Genomic DNA, 18,489 nt, shown 5'->3' on the forward strand with positions numbered 1-18,489 from the left:
CCGGGAGCGAGCTTTCGCTCTCTCCGGTCGGCCGACGGTCGCCGCTATCTTCCAGTTTCCGCAGGCGGTGGGCCGCGCGGCGTCTCGGCTTCGATCTCGGACGCTGGCCGAACATCGACGCAGTGATTGCTCCGTTGGAAGCGTTGCCTCCATTCACGCAGAATGCCCCGGCGCCGCGGATGTAGTCCTGGCGAATGAGCGGCTGCTGAAACAGCCGCTCTTTTGTTTGATCATGCTTTCTGATCGGAGTCTTCAAGGATGGCTGCCGTCTCAAGAGCCAAAGACTGCTCTTGCGATGGAGGTGATCCAGCATTGATTTTAGGCCTGGATCGCAAAGGTCGGCAGCAGGCCGGTCGTGTTGATTGGGCTCTGGCCGATCTCCCGTTCCCATCGTGATCCATAAAGTTCACTATAATCGATGGTAGGCTTTCCATTGTGACGACGGCTATGCCTGACTTTAGGATCCCCGTGTTTCTCGAACTCGTAGGCGTCCGCTTACCATCGCCGTCATTCCCGAACTTGACAAACCATGTTGAGCATTTGGGAAAACGGATTGGTGTTGCTACAGCTGTCTTAGACGTTGGTCTCCGGTCGGTGCGGTCCAGGTATGGAACTCATGGCGGCGAGGAACACCGTCCATCGACGTTCGAAGAGCTCGAGGAATTCGATCTTCTCAGGTGAATCGGAGGTGCCGAGCCGCACACGATTGTTGGCGCCCTCGAGCAAATCGACGAGGATGCCGCAAATCTCTGCAGCATCGCCTGGCACGATGGCATTAGCGGCCTGCGCTGAGAGGATCGCCTCCTTGAGTGGCTGCAGCGCAATGCCCGACCACTCCGCCAAGCGTTCACGGAGCGAGGCGGAGATCACGGCTTCGGCTATTACTGAGAGATAGAAAGCGGAATAATCTCGGTCCGCGCCGAAGAGAAAGTACCTTCTGGCGGTATCATGCAAGGCTTCGAGAGGGTCGGCGCTTTGGGCTGCGGCCTCCGAGAGCGCCTTGCGAAAGCGGAGCAGGTCGCGCTCGACGACGGCTTCGAGGAGCGCCGGCTTACTCCGATAACGCCGATAGAGCGTGTGCTTCGAGATGCCGAGCACCGCGGCGATCTCTTCCACGGAAGTGTTGGCCACACCTTTGCGGGCGAAGGTCGAACGGGTGCTATCGAGAAGTCGCTCGGTCAGAGCCTCGGACTCCTCGCGTCTTGGCCGTCCACCGGCACGTCTAATGGCTGGATTCATTATTCCCCGTTGATAGTCGATGGGCAGCAGGCCGAACGGCCTGTCATTGCCCTCGACGCTGATCTCTGATAACAGCACCATACCGTGCCGTTATTTCCTTCGCAACAGGTTTATTGCTATGCCCTCCATCACGCTTTTCGGTCTTTCCTGGTCGAAACCCGACGGTGAACAGGTCTTTGCCGATCTCGAGCTGGCTTTAGGTCCTGAAAAGGTGGGGCTTGTCGGCAGGAACGGTGTCGGTAAGACGGCGCTGCTCAACGTCATTGCCGGCCGTGTACGGCCCTCTGCCGGCACGGTAATCATCGATGGGCGCATCGCGTTCGCCCGGCAGATGCTTCAGGTAGCTGCGGATGAAACCATTGCCGATCTCTTCGTTGCGAGGGAGGCGATTGCATTGCTGCAGCGCGCCGAAAAAGGCGAGGCGAGTGTCGAGGAATTGGCCGATGCGGACTGGACGGTAGAGGAGCGGATCGTTGCTGCCCTTGCCCATATCGGGTTGGAGGCAGAGACGAACACTCTCCTGACGCAGCTTTCCGGCGGTCAGCGTACGCGGGCCGCCCTCGCGGCGGCAACATTCTCCGAGCCCGATTTTCTGCTGCTAGACGAGCCCACTAACAATCTGGATCGTGACGGTAGGCGGGCGGTAATCGACTTTATGACCGGCTGGCGGAACGGCGCGATTATCGTCAGCCACGACCGCGAACTTCTCGACCACGCGGACACGATCATCGAACTGACCTCGCTTGGCGCCAAACGCTACGGCGGGAACTGGAGCGTCTACCAGGCAATCAAAGGCGTCGAGTTGGAAGCGGCAGAACAAAATCTGGCGCATGCACAGAAGGCAAGCGACGAGATCGACCGTAAGGCGCAGCTCATTACCGAGCGGCGGGACAGGCGCAACGCCGCCGGCGCCAAGAAAGGGGGGAAAGGCGACATGCCGCGCATTCTGCTCGGCAAGCGAAAAAGCAATGCGGAGGCGACCCGAGGAAAGGGCGTGCAACTTGCCGAGCGCCAGCGGGCAGAGGCACTCGATGCCGTCTCGGCCGCGCGGGCCCGCATTGAAGTCTTGCAGCCATTCTCTGTCCGCCTTCCTCCGACGGGATTGCCCGCAGGCCGTCAGGTGCTCGCGTTTGACGAGGTCACGGCTGGCTACGATCCGGCCCATCCCATTATTCAGGACCTGTCCTTTTCACTGATGGGGCCACAACGTGTCGCACTTGTTGGTCCCAACGGATCGGGAAAAACGACCTTTCTAAGGTTGGTGGCGGGAGAGATCTTGCCATTCCAAGGGACGCTCTCCGTCACAGTGCCTTTCGCCATGCTGGATCAAAGCGTCGGGATTCTCGAGCGCGACGATACGATCCTCGACAACTTCAGGCGGCTCAACCCCGGCGCGACCGAGAATTCCTGCCGTGCGACGTTGGCAAGCTTCCGCTTCCGTGCCGACGCCACCCTTCAGCCGGTCGGCACCTTGAGCGGCGGGCAGGTGTTGCGCGCCGGCCTTGCTTGCGTGCTCGGCGGGGCGTCCCCGCCTTCGTTGCTTATCCTCGACGAGCCGACCAACCATCTGGACATCGATTCCATCGAGGCAGTGGAGGCGGGCTTGCTTGCTTATGACGGCGCGCTCCTCGTCGTCAGCCATGACGAAACCTTCCTTGCCAATATTGGTGTCGATCGACGCATCGAACTGACAGGGCCTGCGGAGAAGGCTCGTTAGAGCACATAACCGCCGTCGATTGTGACGCTCGCACCGCTCATGTAGCACGCTTGCGCACTCGCGAGGTATGCCTCGGCCGCGTAACGCAAGTGATCACCACATGAAAGCTGTCGGTCGCCAACCGTCTGGCGATTGCGGCACTAATGCCGCGCGTTTCTCAGAATACCAGTGCGAGTTTTGTCGACTTGTCTTCTACTTTTTCATCGCGCCATCCTTCACGGCATCAGCAGCAGCTTACCGGTGGTGGTGCGGCTTTCCATGTCGGCATGTGCGCGGGCGGCGTCGGCAAGCGCATAGTTGCCGCCAATGCTTACCTTGAGAGATCCTTCTTCTATCCAGCGAAAGAGCTGTCGCGCGCGGGCGCGGAACAGTCCTGGCGTATGGATGTGATCGGAAAAGACGGCGTAGCCGAGTTTAATGCTCTTCGGCAGGCTCATGATGTCGAGTGGCCCAGGCCCGCCGAGTACCGGTCCATACCAGCAGAACGTACCGGAACGGCGAAGCGAGGAGAGCGAGTCCTTGAAGGTCTTGGGGCCCGAACCGTCATAGACGACGTTCACGCCCTCTCCATCGGTGAGGCGGAGCACCTCGCCGGAAAATTGCCCTTCGCTATCGACGATGACATGCTCAGCACCGGCCTTCCTCACGATGGCTACTTTGTCTTCGGACGAGACGCGTCCGATCACACGGCCGCCCCTGCGCCTGATAATTTGCGTCAGCAACAGGCCGAGGCCGCCCGCCGCTGCGTGCACCAGAGCCGTGTCGCCGGGTTGCACGGGATAGAAATCTGTGGCGAAGTGGCTGGCGGTCAGGCCCTGCATCATGACGGACGCGGCGGTGTGATCATCGATACCGTCGGGAATCTTGACGAGCGAACTCGCCGGGATCGACAGGCGTTCGGCATAGCTGCCCGGCGCATAGACCCAGGCGACCCGGTCGCCGGGGATAAATTCGCCGACGCCATCGCCAACGGCAATCACGCGGCCGGCCCCCTCGACGCCGAGAACCTTCGGATTCGGCATTTCAGTCCACGCCATGCCCTGGCGCACGCCGATATCCATGAAGTTCACGCCGGCGGCGGCAACCTTCACAACGATGTTTCCCGGCGTTGCACCGGGCTCCGGGCGGTCGACGAACTCCATCACGTCGGTGCTGCCGACCTTGTTCATAACTATGGCTTTCATGTGCTTTCCTTTTTTGACCAATCATTCCAAAAACGATTAAAAATTTTTTCACCTACATGATGGCGCGAAGCGTGAGCCTTCCGAGAGATTGCAGATGTTCTCTGCTCGCGCCGCCGCGGGCGGCGATGCGCATGCCGGCGATGCTGCAGAACAGAAAATCCGCCACCGCCCCTGCAGAGAGGGTCTTGTCTACATCGCCTGCTATCTGAGCCTCGGCTATGCGTTCGCGAGCAGCATCCTTCAGCCGCCAGTCCGCGGCATGATGAAGTGCGGCGAGTTCCGGCATCGTCTGCCCGAACTCGCAGATTGAGCTAACGCCAAGACAGGCTTGTCCTGCATCTTCGACGACGCGCTCCATCATTGCACGAATGCCGTCCAGGGCCCGCGATTCGCCGCGCAACTTGCCAATGTGGGCATTCGTCTCTCCGGCCGAGTACCGTTCTACGGCAAGGCAATAGAGCTTCCACTTGTCGCCGAACGTGTCATAGAGGCTCTGGCGACCGATTTTCATCGCTCGTACAAGCATGTCCGTCGAGCTACCCTCGTAGCCATGCTCACGAAACACACCAATCGCCGCGTCCAGTGCCTCATCCCTGTCGAATTCCTTGGTCCGTGCCATGGAGCTTAGTTAGGCATATTGGAACGATCTGTCAAGAATGGTCGTTCCGAGCGCCGTCAACTACTTGGAGCCCCGTTGCAGTCATTGGCGATATCGCCCTTAGGCGACGACATTAGGCTGCTACTTCTCCGGTAACGCGGCCCCAATCAAATCGCTTGCCTGCCGATGCAGCGCCTTGTCCTCGATCTTGGTGAGTGGGATGGGGCGCCCGAATCGTCTAGTTCCTTCATCACCTCGACCTATTCTTGATACCGTTCCCCTGTCGTCAACGCCCATCCCTGCAGATACGGATAGAGTCCCATGTTCGTGGGTTCGTTGCGCATCCCTAAATTCATCCAAGCAATCCTCTGTTCGGTGTCGCCGGCCCCAATGGCCGCGTCGCCAGCACTGCTCGCATAGTTCCTTCGTGTCGGGCAGTGGAGCGTCTGCAGTGGGCCGATCTTTCACATTCGTCAGATGGCGCAACGGGTCGAGAGGAGCCGTCCCTACGCGGGCCTCAGGCGCGAACCCCGGGGGGGCGTTCCCCTTTGTGCTAAAAGATCGCAAAATATATCGACGGGAACTTTGCCACGTGGGACCTGAGTGCCGCAGCCGATCGATAGGTATGTTCTCCGACGGAAAGGTTCCAACCAGAAGCGGAGTCGTTCGCCGCATTCACTCAGACAGTGACCCCGTGATCGATCGAACACCGGGAAATCATTCACCTAGCATGCTATCAAACACTTCGAGCATTGCATCGCTGATCGCCTTGCCGAGCACGGCCGCAGTTTCCATCAGTGCTTCCTCGTTCATTTCGCGGGCTGCTATCGCGAAGGCCGCGCCTTCCGCGGTTACAATTTCCTGCGCGCGCTGGATTGCCCACAGGGCAAAGTCGCTACGGCTGCTGATTTCGACGGTCTCCATGATCTCTCCCAAATTGCTCGAGCGAATGCCTTATAGCGGATTTAGAGGACGAGTCAGTCCGAAGAGTCGTTTTTGACAACGAGCCGGAGGCCGACCTCCGATCAGACGACCTTCGACCGTTTCAAGACCTAATCCGCTTCGCGGGTCCGCGGCACCGCGGGTGCTCGCAGCATCCCGACAGTCTCAGTTGTGTGGACAGCCGAAGTTCGGCCCTCGGGGGGGCGGTCTGCTGCGGGCCAAACCGTGCCACTCATCGTCCGGACGGTGCTGGTCTGCAATGGGCCAAGTACCGGAACGACGGTTTTCGGGAGCGACTTGGGATAAAGCCGCCAGTGTAGAGGCCCCTTCGGCGGGGTGGATGTCTCCGAACCTCGTGAAGGTCCGGATCGCGGAAGGCGGGCCGCGCTATCGACCCAAGTCGTACCCTGGGGATGCCCGCTTCTAGGCACTTGTCCACTGCAAGCGTCGCCGGCGACCTGCTGCGCATCAGTCGCGCGATACAGACAGCCCCGCGAGAAGCGGCGCGTACGCGGCGAGCCTGCGGGATACGAACTCGGTGAAGAGCCGCACGCGCTTCGTCTTGCGTGTCTCCCCCTGCGTGAGAAGCCAGAGCGTTCCATGCATGTGCAGGTCGGTGCCCGGCACCCTCACCAGTAGGGGGTCGGCATCTCCGACGAAGCACGGCAGTGTCGTCATCCCGAGCCCTTGCCGTACTGCAACGATCTGCGCCTCGCCGTCCGTGGTCCTGAACGGAACCCCCGTGGTACGAACCTCACCCTCGCGGGCCCAGTCCGGGGTGCCATGAATGCTTATGACGATCCACCGGATGGGATCGGGCGCACCCGCACGCCACGCGGCTAGTCGATCGCGGGACATGTAGACACCGCCGAACAGCTCCGGTCCCTTCAGACCGTGAAGATTGAGCGGCAGGGTTTTGCGGTCGTAAACGACGCGGATCGCGACGTCGGCCTCTCGGTTGGTCAGATTTGCCAACTCGCCGGACGACACGATTTCCATCTCGATGTCCGGATGCAGAAGCGCAAACTCAGCGAAGTCGGGCATAAGCAAGTGCGTCGCGAGGATCGGCGCCAGTGTCACCCGCAAGAGTCCGCGTACGCCCTGGTCGCGCCCGAAGATTCGCGTCTCCAGCCGGTTCGACGACGCCTCCATCTGCTCCGCGAACTCGAGGACCTCCTCGCCCGCAGCCGTCAGGCGGTAGCCCGAAGGCAGCTTTTCGAACATGTGCGCTCCGAGGCGTTCCTCGAGCTGAGCGATGCGCCGCAGCACGGTCGAGTGATTCACCCCGAGGCGCTCGGCGGCGGCCCGCACTGAGCCTCCGCGCGCGACGGCAAGAAAGTAGCGAACGTCATCCCAGTCGATCATGGTGCAATCCCGCACCGCGGGGTGCGCCTTCCAAAGCCCGTATCTAACACATCGAACAGCAGTACGGGCGGTTATCCTAGCCTATGTCGACGAACGAGGCCCCATTCCGAACGGCGGACACCGATCGTCGCGGCTGGCGTCAGTCGTCCAGCCGGATCGATTTCGCACCACCGATGTGCGCGCTTCCGCACTCAACAACGGACACCGGCGGACCCATTTCGAGGTTCTCGGAGGCAGATGCTGTCCGGACACCACGAAAGGAGAAGTCATGGGAAAGCTTGAGGGTAAGGTTGCGGTCATCACGGGTGGTACCTCCGGTATGGCACTTGAGACGGCGAAACTGTTCGTCGAAGAGGGGGCCTATGTTTTCATCACGGGCCGGAGACAGGAGGCGCTGGACGAGGCCGTCAAGCTGATCGGCCGGAACGTGACCGGCGTGCGCGGCGACGCGTCCAATCTCGACGACCTCGACCGCCTGTTCGATACAGTCAAGCGGGAAAAGGGCAAGATCGACGTCCTGTACGCGAGCGCCGGCACGGGCGAAGCCGCCCCACTGGGCGAGATTACCGAGCAGCATTTCGACGCGACCTTCGGCCTGAATACGCGCGGCACCCTGTTTACGGTTCAGAAGGCGTTGCCGCTGTTCAACGATGGCGGATCGATCTTCATGACCGGATCAGTTGCTTCGGTGAAAGGTTTTCCTGGTTACAGCGTGTATGCGGCGAGCAAGGCGGCGTTGCACGCATTCGCACGCGGGTGGCTCAACGAGCTGAAGGGCAGGAATATCCGGGTGAACGTGCTGCACCCGGGGCCGATCGCCACACCGATGCAGGACCAAGTTCTCACAGAGGAAGCGAAGCTGATGTTCGAATCCCTGATCCCGCGGGGAAAGATGGGTCGTCCTGAGGAAATTGCGGCGGTCGCGCTGTTTCTTGCTTCAGACGATTCGAGCTTCGTGAATGGGTTGGAGCTGTCTGTCGACGGCGGCTTCTCGGCCATTTGAATTCGCGCCGGATCGCCTGAAGTGGCTGACCGTCCGGCCGCGCGAAGTCGCTCACGGCCGGACGTCTACGCGAAGGTCGCCACACAGCGGAACGGATAACCCAGCGCCGTTGAAGGCCGGGTAATCAATATCAACACGGATCGGAGAAGTATTATGAGCTATGCGATTGTAGGATTCGGTAAGATAGGCCAGGCCCTCGCCCACGCCTTCGCCCGTAAGAACATCAAGGTGGCCGTCGCGAGCCGCCGGCCGCCCGAGGCGTTGGCGCCGCAGGTTCGGGCGATTGGACCCACGGTCGTCGCCAAGTCGCTGCGGGATGCGCTCGAGGCCGACACAATCATCTTGGCGGTCCCGTTCGGGGAACATCGCGAGGTTGCGAAGGCTCTGCCGAGCTGGGAAGACAAGACAGTGATCGACGCGACGAACACGTTTGGAGTTCTCCCTGAAGAGCTGGACGGTCTCCCGTCCTCCGCCTTCGTCGCGAAGGCGTTCACCGGCGCCAAGCTCGTGAAAGGTTTCAATCACCTGGTTGCGGCCACCTTGGCTGCAGATCCGATCGTCGAGGGCGGGCACCGGGTCGTCTTTCTGTCGAGCGACGACGAGGACGCGATCGCTCCCGTGGCGGCCTTGGCCAAACAACTCGGGTTCGCACCCGTCAAGCTGGGAAAGCTCAACGAGGGTGGCGCGCTGGTGCACGCACGCGGCCGCACTTGGGGCCAGCTGATCTTCCAGGACCTGTTCAAGAAGGCGCAGTAACGGATTTACTGTCCAATGTCAGAGGTGCTGCTTGCCCGGGCCCGTCCATGAGAGTCCACGCGGGATAAGTCATAATCCGAGGTCCGGAAGCGGCGAGGGCTTCGACGTCCCCTTTCCACCCCCACGCGAATTTCAGGAGGCCGGCTTACCAGGCAGCGGCCGTGGCGGCGCCATCTCCTGATCAGATTTTTGCACAGCCTGTCCCGCAACGCCCCTATAGCGACGGAAGGTGTAGGTGGGTTTTCCGTGACGGACGGGGCAGTGTTCGAACGCGTGCGCCGAAATAGTCGGCTGAACTTCGGCGGCATAACTATGTCTGCTTTTGGAAGGCGGTCGAGGCGCCCGACGAGCACTGGCTCCACCAGTTGGAAGCGACCCGGGAAGCTTTTCGCAAGAGGGTTGTCGGCTTCGCCGATCTCTATCTTGTGAAGCGAATCGATCCATCAATCGCCCGTCAGCAACGCGACGCCGACAACGAACGCCACCGCCCCAACTTCGATCTGCACGTCCGGCTGCGGAACTCAGTACACGCCTGGTACGAGGCTATTTCCGGATGTGTGCCGGCGACGGTGAAATGGACTCTGCCTTCTGAATTGCCCGTCCTGGTCAGCGGTATCACTGACCATCGCTACGACGTGGCCGTGTTTGACCGATTCGTCGCAAGTTTACCGTGGCCGAGCATCGAAGCTGGACAGTAATGAAAGTTGCCAGACGTTCGCTGCTATGCCGGTCAAACTCGGAAAGCGGTTTCAAGCAATCCGATCTTCTTGGCACGATCGAGAAGATTCTTGACCGAAGACGGAGACCATTTCCTGCCGCCGCGCGGCGTGCGTTCATGCAGCCGCTCCAACTGAGTGGCTATGTCGCGCAGCGAGAGGTCAGGATTCGACGCCGAGATGCCGGCGACCAGGGTCATCAGCCGATCTTCTGGCGGTCGGGGAGGGGAGCGCTTGAGAAGTGCTACGTCGGCCATGTGCTCGGACACCAGCCATTTGATCGCACGGCGGAGGCGTTCCGGCGTCCAGTCTTGCCCGCGCTGCCGCAGGACGCGAGCGATATCATCCCACGTGTGATCGGGACGCATCCGGCGTACGGTCGGAAGCCACTGGTGCGCGGTGGTCTGGATGCGTTTTCCGTAAGCCGCCTTCTGGGCGGCCGTCATACTCGCCAGGGCGTCCGGCCGGCGTTCCCGGATGGCCGGGTTTCCAGGCAGCTTCCCTTTCGCCTTCGCTGCCTGGATGCCGGCTTTCGTACGCTCGGAGATCAGAGCGCGTTCGAGCTGAGCAACAGCACCGAGCACCTGGAGTGAAAACATCCCCTGCGGTGTCGAAGTATCGATGGGGTCCCGCAGGGAGCGGAAATGCGCCCCCTTGTCGGCGAGCTGCTCGATCACCTCGAGAAGATGGGTGACCGAGCGCGCCAGGCAGTCAAGCCGGACGACGACGAGTGTTTCGCCGGCGCCGATGTCCTTCAGCAATTTTGCAAGTGCAGGGCGGGCGCGAGAGGCACCGGAGCCATGCTCGTGAATGATCAGATCGCAGCCTGCAGCGCGCAGTTCAATCTCCTGCGCTTCCGTAGTCTGCTCCTCGGTCGAGACACGCGCATATCCAATCAGGCCGCCACGAGCAGAAGATTTCACGGGCGAGTTCCGGTCAGGAGCTCAAGAAGCGCGGGATTGATATACAGGTTTTCGCGACCGGCCTTCATCTCCGCCAGAATTCCGGCGTCGACGAGGGCCTTCAGGTAAACTGCCGCGGCCTGTCGCTTGGCGATGCCGGCTGACACGACGTCGGCGATCCGGCAATAGGGATTGACGAAGATCACTTCTGCCAGCTCGCGCGAATAGATCTTCGGCAAGTCGCGGCGCATCCGGGCGCCCGTCTCACCGAGCAGATCGCGGATTGCGTGGATCTTCCTGTTCGACCATTCTGCCGTCTCTCTGATTGCCTCGAGCATGTAGAGGATCCACGTTTCCCAGGCATCCTCCGTGGTCACTCTAAGCAGCCTGTCGTAATAGGCACTCTTATTGCCGATGATGTAGCGGCTGAGATACAGCACGGGGATGTCCAGCAGGCCCTTGTCGACGAGATAAAGTAGATTGAGAACGCGTCCAGTCCTGCCATTACCATCGGTGAAGGGGTGAATGGCCTCGAACTGGTAGTGCATGACTGCTAGGCGGACTAGCGGATCGATTTCTTCGGCCTCGTGAATGTAGCGCTCCCAATTCGAAAGCTTGTCCTTCAGGAGGTCGCGTCCTTCGGGAGGGGTGTAAATGACTTCCGCAGTCGCTTCGTTGTAGAGCGCGGTCCCCGGTGTGGCTCGTATATCGAGGTCAATACCCTTGATCGTCCGGCACACTTCGACTGCCATTGCGGTGGAGACCGGCCGCTCCTTTAGCATCCGGAATCCCTGGTGCAACGCTGTGCGATAGCGCAGAGCTTCCTTCGTGGCGGCGTCGGGAGGATTTCCGTCCTCGCCGGCGAAGCGAAACAGCCGATCGGTCGTCGTGACGATATTCTCGATTTCAGAGCTCGCCTGCGCTTCGAGCAAGGGAATCGAATTGATCAGCACCGACTGGTTCGGGATCAACTCGCCAGAAACTTTGAGCCCTGCCAGAGCGGCCCGCGCGGCTATGCAGGCTTTGAGGACGGCTTTCGTCTCGACATCCTCTTTCGGCGGCAACGGTGGTAGATCATTATAGGGTCGGTCCGGCCGGAACGGCATTCTGAAGCTTCCTTTTCCGGTCGATGGGATCTCCGGATATGTCGACGGCGACGACACGTCGCCAAAATCGTGTCGATAGAATCGGAATTTATCGACATATCGTGTCGCTGGCAACCGGGCCTGTTCAATTTCAGGGGATGTAGGCAAACGATCGTTTGTGAACGTCTCTAGAGGCGGGTCCGGTGGCGGTGACGGACGGAAAAGCCGGCGTTTCCGCGGCTGTTGCCCAACGAGGTGAGCGCTTGTGGCACTATCGATACTTGAAACCTATCGATAGTGAGGAGCGCGGAAAATGGGTGTCTGGGTGACGGAAATTTGAGCCAAGTTAGTTTCCGTGTCCAGCATTTAAGACGTTAATTCACATGGTTAATGAATCTTTGTAGCCGCCTGCAGAACGTTTGAAGGTGATTGGGACGGGGAGCGGATGCTGGCCTCGATCCACCGGTTCATCTTGCTGGAGGGGTGTTATTGCAGCGCCAGATTCTGTAAGAGCGTGCGATCAGACTACCAACCAGGTACACTTTCGTATGGCGCTGCACAAAGACGAGATTCTGAACTCCCTTGCTGCTACTGCTAATGTCGCTCAGTTTGTGGCCTTCCGCCCTTTGGGAGGGCGTCTGGTTCAGAGTTATTGCAGGATTGCCGGTTTTGAAGAAAACCACCGATTTCAAGACTCCAAGCAAGCGGTGGAAGCCCTCTTAGGTCGCAGTTCCGACCGAATGGTCAACGTTCGGAGTTACGAGCCTAACAGCCCCCGCAGCAGAGAGTTTGTATATGGTTTACGGACGGTCGAAGAGACTTTGGCAGTCCTCGACCGCTTGGCGGCGGAGGATCTCCACCTCATTGTAAATGAGACCATAGACATTCATGACGGCGGCGTATCCGGGGTCGTACAGGGCCAACTGATTGAGTTTGCTCCAGACGACACGCCACGCTGTGTGGAAAAACCAGGGGCTGCATCACTGCCTCTCGCGTTTGGACTGAACATCCTCAACACAGTTTATGGGTTTTCCGCAGAACTCTCGTTTGCGCAAGGCTCCCGCGTTGAATTCAGCATCCATCCTAAGCCGCGTGGCTACCATCAACGCCATACCATTGTATGGGAACTTGAACGCGATGCGCCAAGATTCCTTCCCGCTGCACTAACCTGGCCGAACCGGTTTAGTCGCCATTTAGGGGACAAGGTCTTTGGCCTTCTCGTCGCCAACGCATTAGGAGTTCCCGTGCCCCGAACGACGGTGATTGGCAGGCGTACGGCTCCCTTCTCTTTCGGAAGAGACACGGGATCGTCAGAAGTCTGGACGCGGACTGCGCCCACGGAGCCGCAGCCAGGGCTTTACACGACCGTCAAGGGATGGTTGGATCCGTTCGCACTACTGTCGTCGGAGGATCCCGACGGGTCAAATATTCGTTCGGTGATTTGCCAGTCAGCTGTACGAGCCGAGTTTTCCGGCGCGGCGGTAACCGGCCCGAACGGGCAAATCATCATCGAGGGGCGCCGAGGGGAAGGGGACCAATTCATGCTTGGTCTCCAATTGCCGGAAACCTTGCCGTCCTTCGTGGTCGAGAATGTTTCAGCCATCTATGCTGTTCTAGCAAGCCGCCTCGGTCCTGTACGGTTTGAATGGGTGCACGATGGCGATATCGTTTGGATCGTCCAACTGCATTGTGGCGGGACGGGTACGACCGCGGACGTCATCGTTCCTGGCGACGCCGACACGTGGGTAGATTTCGAAAGCTCTGCCGGATTGGACAAGTTGCGCAGTTTGTTGGCATCCCTGCCCCCAGGGCAGGGCATTCTGGTAGTCGGCCGTGTTGGACTTACAAGCCACGTTGCGGACTTGCTCCGAAAGGCAAATCGGCCGTCCAAGCTCAAAAGCGTCTAACTGCTCCGGCATGTAGGAGAGACGGCTGGCTCTCACGAGCATTTCGTTAACGTTGGCTCTTTGTTTTTTGCGTGGATGGCAAAAAACATGGGTGGCGTTGGCGCGCAGGCTCGCATAGCAAATTCCTGTTGCTGCTTGCGGTTTTGCCCCACCCATATGAATATCCCGCTCAGATAGCAGTACGGAAATGATTCGCCCTAGGATGTGTCGATGAACGTTCAAGTCGCTGTCAAGATGAAATCAGGGCCGAGCATCATGCTCGCAAGCGGTACCTGGTTCGATCTCCTTGATCCGTGGCATAGCCACTTCACCATAGAAGACATCGCTCAGGGCCTTTCAAACATATGTCGCTACGCCGGCCAGTGTAGGGATTTCTATTCGGTTGCAGAACATTCCTTGCATGTCTGTGATACGATAGAAGAGTTCAAACTCGAGGCATTGCTGCATGATGCCGCGGAAGCGTTCATTGGCGATATTACGAGGCCGCTCAAACAACTCCTTCCGGAGTATAAAGCCATCGAAGCTAACGTCGAAGCTGCGATTTACAGCCGTTTTGGCCTCAATCAGATGGCTACCCCTCACGTTAAGCTGGCAGATTTGCGCGTTTTGGCTGCCGAGCAATCGCAACTCATGCCTGTCGGGACCGACTACTGGGCCGCACAGTCCGATGTTCGTCCCGCACCCGTCACGGTAGAGTTTCTCTCCCCCTCCAACGCGCGCGATCGCTTTCTCGCCAAATTCCATGAGTTAACCTGTTGAGGGCGCTGCACGAGCCCATGTTCGTGCAGCTTTCCACCTCGTGGCGAGGACTTACTCGTGCGGCCCGTCATCGAGGTCTGCTCCAGGGCGGCGCCACAGCTCAATCAATTGTCCGTTCGCAATGCGGTGAGCTGATATCAAATGGTCCATGATATCGTGGACACCATATGGCACCGTCAATTCCACTAGTGTGTCTTCGACCGCGCGCGTTTTCCGTCGCTCGGCGAAGGGGTAATCTGCGATCGGAAGGAATGTACCCTGGCCGCGAGGCTGAGGGTTCATAATAGTCGAACCGCTGTTTATTGGGCTGAGCAAGATATTGTTCTGGTGCGCACCCACAAGCGAAGCGGTATCTAGTGTAAGGATGGTTTGTGGATAGTCGCGGTATGCCTTGGCCTTTAGCAACCTCCACAAACGCTTCTTGTGAAGCCAGAAGAATGTCTTTCCGTTGAGCGTGCGATACCATTGTTCTGGACTCAGCCCGTCCTGTAGGCACTTTTCTAGAGCGCTATCCGTCATGGGCTTGTTGTCGCGGATTACCGTATTTGGCAGACCGTTCTTTGAAATTGTCACGCTTTCAGGGCGGCGTTGGGCTTCGATTTCCAAGCGTCGCGCGCCGTTGATTTCGTAGAGGTCAAGGAGTGCCGTGGCGCTCAATAGGCCACGCTCCTGTATAGAGGGAAACGCGCCATCCTCGGCCATATGGAAGAGCCGCGGGTACGTCTGCAGTAGAAGGTCAATTTCCATTTTCAGTCTTAGCTTTCTCTCCGGTCGATCACGATCGCATCTGGCCCGAAATCTTTCGTAATCCAAGTTACCCTGGCACCGGTGACACGCTCGAGGTCCTGAACAAATGACTTGGTCTCGGCAGTCAGCATGGCATACTCCGCCACGGTCTTGTTTGAAGCGTCGATGTAATCAGCGAACGTAAGCGCGATATCGGTTGCTCCATTCAGGACTGCGGACCGTCGTGCTTGCTCCCAATCGAATTCTCCGATGCGCCTCTTTTTGCCTGACACGGTGCCTACTTCTGTTCCGGTGATATCCTCTTCCGGAACGCCGCTTCGCTTAGCGATGGTCGCAAAATTAATTTCGTTCATCATCGGGCCAGAATTTCCACCCACTCGAATAGGGTACGTTCTAGTTACCATGATCACGCGGCGCACCCTTGATGGAGCGATGCCGGCGTCCGCCAAGCATCCTGACGCGGTCGTTTCTCTGGATGTGACATACGGGTAATGACCATGATGGATGCTCAGATCTGTGCCCTGAGTCCCTTCGAGCAGAATGCGGTCGCCGCGCCGGTAGGCCTTTTCGAGCTCGACCTTCGTGCATCGGACAAACTGCTTGAATTCCGGTATATCTTGAGCGAGGCGAACCGGCGCATCGAAGTGAACCTTGTCTCCACGCCCGAGTATCTTCCTCGCAGTTGCCACACCGACCCCCTTCTTCGTTGAGCCAATTGCCTCAAGGCTTCCCATTTCGACCTTGACGTCCTCGTCCTCGATAACAATGGCCTGGGGATCGATTGACAGTCGGTCTCCTGTAAGGCTCAGATCGGTGATCTCCTTGAGGACCTGATTAACGGAAAGTGTGGCGCCTGCACCAATCAGGAGCTTCGCCTCGGGATTTGATTGCGTTCCTGAAGGAAGCTGAATGTAGTCGTATTTCGGAAAGGAAACTTTATGCCCGGCGTTCGGTCCGCCCACGCGCATAAGAACCTGGTAGTCTTTTGCGATGTGGGCGCAGATGTTGCCTTTCCCCTCACTGCCGAATTGTGCACCGACGAGAACATCTACGAGCTGTGGTACTCCTTCCGGGAAGAGCTTTAGTCCGCTTGCTGCAAGCGCAAGCAGAGAAGCTGGGCTATTTCTGTGCGCATCCAAAACACGATCGGCTTTTGTGGCCAGGTCTTCAATGTTTCGTTCCGTCCCGTGAACACGCGCCTCATCGTAGCTTGCGAATTCTTGCAACTCAGCATGGCGCTCCTGGTAGCGTTTTCGGAGAATGCCGATCGGAGCTGTAAGATGAATATGAATGACCTCATTTTCGAACCTGTGCCGAAAATGCTGTACCTGTTCCATTGTTCTAACGGCATCGATCAGCCAAATCGATTTTCCTAAATTGCCACCCGCGAGCGCCAAGAACTCTTCAAGTACCCAGCGGCCCGATGTCTCCTTGTCGAGGTCCAATCCCAGCTGAATTAGAGTTTCGCGATCTGCGTCAGGGCTCCGCTGCAACAGAAGCTGTCTCGTTGATACCTTCCTGGCGCCGAAACGCGCTTCGAACTCTTTAACCAAGGCTGATTTTCCAACTGAGATGGGCCCGGAGATCAAAAATATCGTGCACATGAAACTACCCTGACGATTGAACGGAAGCCATTCTCCCAGTTGACTTTAGTAAATCGTGATTCGTGTAGAAGTTGAAGGGGTTCTCGTCGTGTTCGGAGGCCGTCGCCATGCGGAGCGCACCGTGCAAGTACCCGTCCATGACCAGTCTTGCCACGCTTTTTACTACCAGTCGCGTCCAGGCATTGCCAATGAGCGTGTTGGCCCGAGAACCGAAACAACTTCGGTCGGCCGATCCAGGTCTTCCTCCAGCGACGAGGGAGGCAGCGTTCCCATGATCCCGCCCCCGTCGATCCAAGGAGTTCGGCGGGCAGGCGGGATCATGGAGAGAGGGCAATCGGCAGCCACGCTCCTTAGCCCTTAGGCGGGAACGGATCGCGCCCGTAGGAGTTCTTGTCACGAATACGTCCGTTGGGACGATGGATGACGACCTCGCTCTGCTGGTTAATGGCGATCTCCCGCGCCGCCCGCTCAGCCTCGGCCTGAGTCGGATGGGTCGAAGTCACCCTTTGATTTCCGGCGCCGCGCACGGCCCAATCGTCGCCGTGAGGCACTACGTGCTGATTCTTTCCTGCCATTTATCAACTCCTGATTCCTTGACCTGATTCTCAAATCGTAATATCTTTCTATACGCTCTGTCATAGGCGGAGCCCAAGAAAAGGCCCCTTAGGGCCTATACGATCTGTAATAGGAAACATATACGAATCGTCATGACCGAGTCAAGCACCCCATCCGACTTTGCCTCCCGCCTACGCAAGACGCGTGAGGGCAGGGGGCAGAGCCAATCCGAGCTTGCCCGAGAGGCCGGCATGCAGCCTTCGGCCATCGCGCATTTTGAAGCTGGTCGCCGCAAGCCATCTTTCGACAACGTCCGCGCACTGGCGAAAGCCTTGAGCGTTACGGCGGACTATTTGCTCGGCACAAAAACTGCGACAACTGCCTTTCGCGACGAGGATAAGCTGACCACAAAAGATCGTCTATTTATCCAGAACATTATCGACACAATGGTCCAAGGTAAAAAATAGCGAGCAAGCATGGCTGGCTTCCGGCTGAAAATGGCGACCCAGCATGGCGAGAAGATCGCCGAGGAATTCGGTTTCACACAGTTTCCGATTGATCCTCGCGTGATCACAGAGGCGAGGGATATCATTCTTCAGGCGAAGCCAGCCGACGTTCAAGGGGTATCTGGAGCCATCATCTTTGCTGGAGACTCGGCCACCATCATCTACTCGACCGAATACAACAACGTAGGGTTTGAGAACTTCTCGATCGCCCATGAGCTCGGTCATTGGTTCCTCCCCGGACACCCCGAAGAGATTGTCAACGCGGGCGGCACTCACTTGTCGCGTGGCAATTTTACGCAAAAAACTTCAATTGAGCTGGAGGCTGATCACTTCGCGAGCGGGCTGCTTCTGCCGTCTACTCTCACACGCGAACTTTTGTCGAGGAGTCAAATTGGGCTCGATGGTATCCTCAAGTTGGCGGAGGCAGCTCGCTCTTCGGTGAGCGCGGCTGCAATCCGCGCGGCCGAGTGCAGCTCCTATCCGATGGCCATAATTGTGAGTAGGGGCGACGAGATTGTCTATGCGTTTACTTCGGAACCGTTCAAAGGTCTCGGCAGGCTTGCCTTTTTGCGCAAGGGTACGCCTTTGCCGATTGGCGCGACCCGTCAGTTCAACACGGAACCGACAAGGGTTCTGCGTGCCGAGCGTCTGGTTGATCAGACCGATCTAGCGACGTGGTTTGATGGTCCTGGAAAGATCTCGCTTGATGAGGAGATCATTGGTCTCGGCAAATATGGATATACCCTGACCGTTCTCAGCAGCGAGGCATTGCCAGAACATCCTCTTGACGAGGAGGATGAAGAGGCCAAACTGGAAGAAAGCTGGACGCCGCGCTTCGCTTACGGCCGGTAGCAACGTCGTTACAGATCGTAGCGCGCGACCGCCTTTATGGTGAGGGGCTGAC

General features: G+C 58.5%; 18 protein-coding genes. 8 read left to right on the top strand and 10 right to left on the bottom strand.

Annotated elements, in window-relative coordinates:
* Positions 1 to 573 precede the first annotated feature (573 nt).
* Complete coding sequence (locus PYH37_RS10605; protein WP_280732477.1) at positions 574 to 1,239, bottom strand: TetR/AcrR family transcriptional regulator; 666 nt, start codon at positions 1,237 to 1,239, stop codon at positions 574 to 576.
* 118 nt (positions 1,240 to 1,357) lie between these two features.
* Here PYH37_RS10605 and PYH37_RS10610 point away from each other — a divergent pair, with 118 nt between their 5' ends.
* A complete protein-coding gene (locus PYH37_RS10610) occupies positions 1,358 to 2,956 on the top strand; it encodes an ABC-F family ATP-binding cassette domain-containing protein (RefSeq protein WP_280731369.1) in 1,599 nt (532 codons plus the stop codon).
* A 215-nt stretch (positions 2,957 to 3,171) separates the two neighbouring features.
* Here the strand turns inward: PYH37_RS10610 and PYH37_RS10615 are convergent, their stop codons facing one another.
* The 4 genes from PYH37_RS10615 to PYH37_RS10630 all read right to left on the bottom strand — a co-directional run bounded on the left by PYH37_RS10615 (position 3,172) and on the right by PYH37_RS10630 (position 7,045).
* Complete coding sequence (locus PYH37_RS10615) at positions 3,172 to 4,140, bottom strand: quinone oxidoreductase family protein (RefSeq protein WP_280731370.1); 969 nt, start codon at positions 4,138 to 4,140, stop codon at positions 3,172 to 3,174.
* A 52-nt stretch (positions 4,141 to 4,192) separates the two neighbouring features.
* Positions 4,193 to 4,759 (bottom strand): TetR/AcrR family transcriptional regulator, encoded by a 567-nt coding sequence (locus tag PYH37_RS10620; RefSeq protein WP_280731371.1) that lies wholly within the window; start codon positions 4,757 to 4,759, stop codon positions 4,193 to 4,195.
* 696 nt (positions 4,760 to 5,455) lie between these two features.
* Entirely contained in the window at positions 5,456 to 5,662 is a 207-nt protein-coding gene (locus tag PYH37_RS10625; RefSeq protein ID WP_280731372.1) for a hypothetical protein, read from the bottom strand.
* 486 nt (positions 5,663 to 6,148) lie between these two features.
* Complete coding sequence (locus PYH37_RS10630) at positions 6,149 to 7,045, bottom strand: LysR family transcriptional regulator (protein WP_280731373.1); 897 nt, start codon at positions 7,043 to 7,045, stop codon at positions 6,149 to 6,151.
* Positions 7,046 to 7,313: 268 nt separating this feature from the next.
* Here PYH37_RS10630 and PYH37_RS10635 point away from each other — a divergent pair, with 268 nt between their 5' ends.
* From PYH37_RS10635 to PYH37_RS10645, 3 genes are all read left to right on the top strand, one after another.
* Positions 7,314 to 8,048 (top strand): SDR family NAD(P)-dependent oxidoreductase, encoded by a 735-nt coding sequence (locus PYH37_RS10635; protein ID WP_280731374.1) that lies wholly within the window; start codon positions 7,314 to 7,316, stop codon positions 8,046 to 8,048.
* A 153-nt stretch (positions 8,049 to 8,201) separates the two neighbouring features.
* Complete coding sequence (locus PYH37_RS10640; protein ID WP_280731375.1) at positions 8,202 to 8,804, top strand: NADPH-dependent F420 reductase; 603 nt, start codon at positions 8,202 to 8,204, stop codon at positions 8,802 to 8,804.
* 365 nt (positions 8,805 to 9,169) lie between these two features.
* Complete coding sequence (locus PYH37_RS10645) at positions 9,170 to 9,502, top strand: hypothetical protein (protein WP_280731376.1); 333 nt, start codon at positions 9,170 to 9,172, stop codon at positions 9,500 to 9,502.
* Between the two features lie 32 nt (positions 9,503 to 9,534).
* Here PYH37_RS10645 and PYH37_RS10650 read toward each other — a convergent pair whose 3' ends face one another.
* Both PYH37_RS10650 and fic read right to left on the bottom strand, forming a co-directional pair.
* The gene (locus PYH37_RS10650) at positions 9,535 to 10,443 is read right to left on the bottom strand and encodes a recombinase family protein (protein WP_280731377.1); all 909 of its coding nucleotides are present in this window, start codon (positions 10,441 to 10,443) and stop codon (positions 9,535 to 9,537) included.
* The gene (gene fic / locus PYH37_RS10655; RefSeq protein ID WP_280731378.1) at positions 10,440 to 11,528 is read right to left on the bottom strand and encodes a protein adenylyltransferase Fic; all 1,089 of its coding nucleotides are present in this window, start codon (positions 11,526 to 11,528) and stop codon (positions 10,440 to 10,442) included. The genes PYH37_RS10650 and fic overlap by 4 nt, the downstream gene beginning before the upstream one ends.
* 527 nt (positions 11,529 to 12,055) lie before the next feature.
* Between fic and PYH37_RS10660 the strand changes: the two genes are divergently transcribed.
* Both PYH37_RS10660 and PYH37_RS10665 read left to right on the top strand, forming a co-directional pair.
* Positions 12,056 to 13,414 carry a hypothetical protein gene (locus PYH37_RS10660; protein WP_280731379.1) on the top strand — a complete coding sequence of 453 codons (1,359 nt, stop codon included), beginning with the start codon at positions 12,056 to 12,058 and terminating at the stop codon, positions 13,412 to 13,414.
* Positions 13,415 to 13,624: 210 nt separating this feature from the next.
* Positions 13,625 to 14,173: a hypothetical protein gene (locus PYH37_RS10665; protein WP_280731380.1), complete on the top strand. Its 549-nt coding sequence runs from the start codon at positions 13,625 to 13,627 to the stop codon at positions 14,171 to 14,173.
* Positions 14,174 to 14,224: 51 nt separating this feature from the next.
* Here PYH37_RS10665 and PYH37_RS10670 read toward each other — a convergent pair whose 3' ends face one another.
* The 3 genes from PYH37_RS10670 to PYH37_RS10680 all read right to left on the bottom strand — a co-directional run bounded on the left by PYH37_RS10670 (position 14,225) and on the right by PYH37_RS10680 (position 17,099).
* Positions 14,225 to 14,920: a DUF7002 family protein gene (locus PYH37_RS10670; protein ID WP_280731381.1), complete on the bottom strand. Its 696-nt coding sequence runs from the start codon at positions 14,918 to 14,920 to the stop codon at positions 14,225 to 14,227.
* Between the two features lie 8 nt (positions 14,921 to 14,928).
* Positions 14,929 to 16,473 carry an adenylosuccinate synthetase gene (locus PYH37_RS10675; RefSeq protein ID WP_280736680.1) on the bottom strand — a complete coding sequence of 515 codons (1,545 nt, stop codon included), beginning with the start codon at positions 16,471 to 16,473 and terminating at the stop codon, positions 14,929 to 14,931.
* A gap of 401 nt (positions 16,474 to 16,874) precedes the next feature.
* A complete protein-coding gene (locus PYH37_RS10680; RefSeq protein ID WP_280731383.1) occupies positions 16,875 to 17,099 on the bottom strand; it encodes a DUF2188 domain-containing protein in 225 nt (74 codons plus the stop codon).
* A 132-nt stretch (positions 17,100 to 17,231) separates the two neighbouring features.
* Here PYH37_RS10680 and PYH37_RS10685 point away from each other — a divergent pair, with 132 nt between their 5' ends.
* Together PYH37_RS10685 and PYH37_RS10690 are read left to right on the top strand one after the other, a co-directional pair.
* A complete protein-coding gene (locus PYH37_RS10685) occupies positions 17,232 to 17,546 on the top strand; it encodes a helix-turn-helix domain-containing protein (protein ID WP_280731384.1) in 315 nt (104 codons plus the stop codon).
* A gap of 9 nt (positions 17,547 to 17,555) precedes the next feature.
* Positions 17,556 to 18,437: an ImmA/IrrE family metallo-endopeptidase gene (locus PYH37_RS10690; RefSeq protein WP_280731385.1), complete on the top strand. Its 882-nt coding sequence runs from the start codon at positions 17,556 to 17,558 to the stop codon at positions 18,435 to 18,437.
* Positions 18,438 to 18,489: the final 52 nt, after the last annotated feature.

The sequence above is a fragment of the Sinorhizobium numidicum genome, assembly GCF_029892045.1.
Lineage (GTDB): Bacteria > Pseudomonadota > Alphaproteobacteria > Rhizobiales > Rhizobiaceae > Sinorhizobium > Sinorhizobium numidicum.

Coding starts and splice junctions, on each gene's coding strand:
- PYH37_RS10605 (WP_280732477.1), bottom strand. CDS start 1,239: ATGAATCCAGCCATTAGACGTGCCGGTGGACGGCCAAGACGCGAGGAG.
- PYH37_RS10610 (WP_280731369.1), top strand. CDS start 1,358: ATGCCCTCCATCACGCTTTTCGGTCTTTCCTGGTCGAAACCCGACGGT.
- PYH37_RS10615 (WP_280731370.1), bottom strand. CDS start 4,140: ATGAAAGCCATAGTTATGAACAAGGTCGGCAGCACCGACGTGATGGAG.
- PYH37_RS10620 (WP_280731371.1), bottom strand. CDS start 4,759: ATGGCACGGACCAAGGAATTCGACAGGGATGAGGCACTGGACGCGGCG.
- PYH37_RS10625 (WP_280731372.1), bottom strand. CDS start 5,662: ATGGAGACCGTCGAAATCAGCAGCCGTAGCGACTTTGCCCTGTGGGCA.
- PYH37_RS10630 (WP_280731373.1), bottom strand. CDS start 7,045: ATGATCGACTGGGATGACGTTCGCTACTTTCTTGCCGTCGCGCGCGGA.
- PYH37_RS10635 (WP_280731374.1), top strand. CDS start 7,314: ATGGGAAAGCTTGAGGGTAAGGTTGCGGTCATCACGGGTGGTACCTCC.
- PYH37_RS10640 (WP_280731375.1), top strand. CDS start 8,202: ATGAGCTATGCGATTGTAGGATTCGGTAAGATAGGCCAGGCCCTCGCC.
- fic (WP_280731378.1), bottom strand. CDS start 11,528: ATGCCGTTCCGGCCGGACCGACCCTATAATGATCTACCACCGTTGCCG.
- PYH37_RS10660 (WP_280731379.1), top strand. CDS start 12,056: ATGGCGCTGCACAAAGACGAGATTCTGAACTCCCTTGCTGCTACTGCT.
- PYH37_RS10665 (WP_280731380.1), top strand. CDS start 13,625: ATGAACGTTCAAGTCGCTGTCAAGATGAAATCAGGGCCGAGCATCATG.
- PYH37_RS10670 (WP_280731381.1), bottom strand. CDS start 14,920: ATGGAAATTGACCTTCTACTGCAGACGTACCCGCGGCTCTTCCATATG.
- PYH37_RS10680 (WP_280731383.1), bottom strand. CDS start 17,099: ATGGCAGGAAAGAATCAGCACGTAGTGCCTCACGGCGACGATTGGGCC.
- PYH37_RS10685 (WP_280731384.1), top strand. CDS start 17,232: ATGACCGAGTCAAGCACCCCATCCGACTTTGCCTCCCGCCTACGCAAG.
- PYH37_RS10690 (WP_280731385.1), top strand. CDS start 17,556: ATGGCTGGCTTCCGGCTGAAAATGGCGACCCAGCATGGCGAGAAGATC.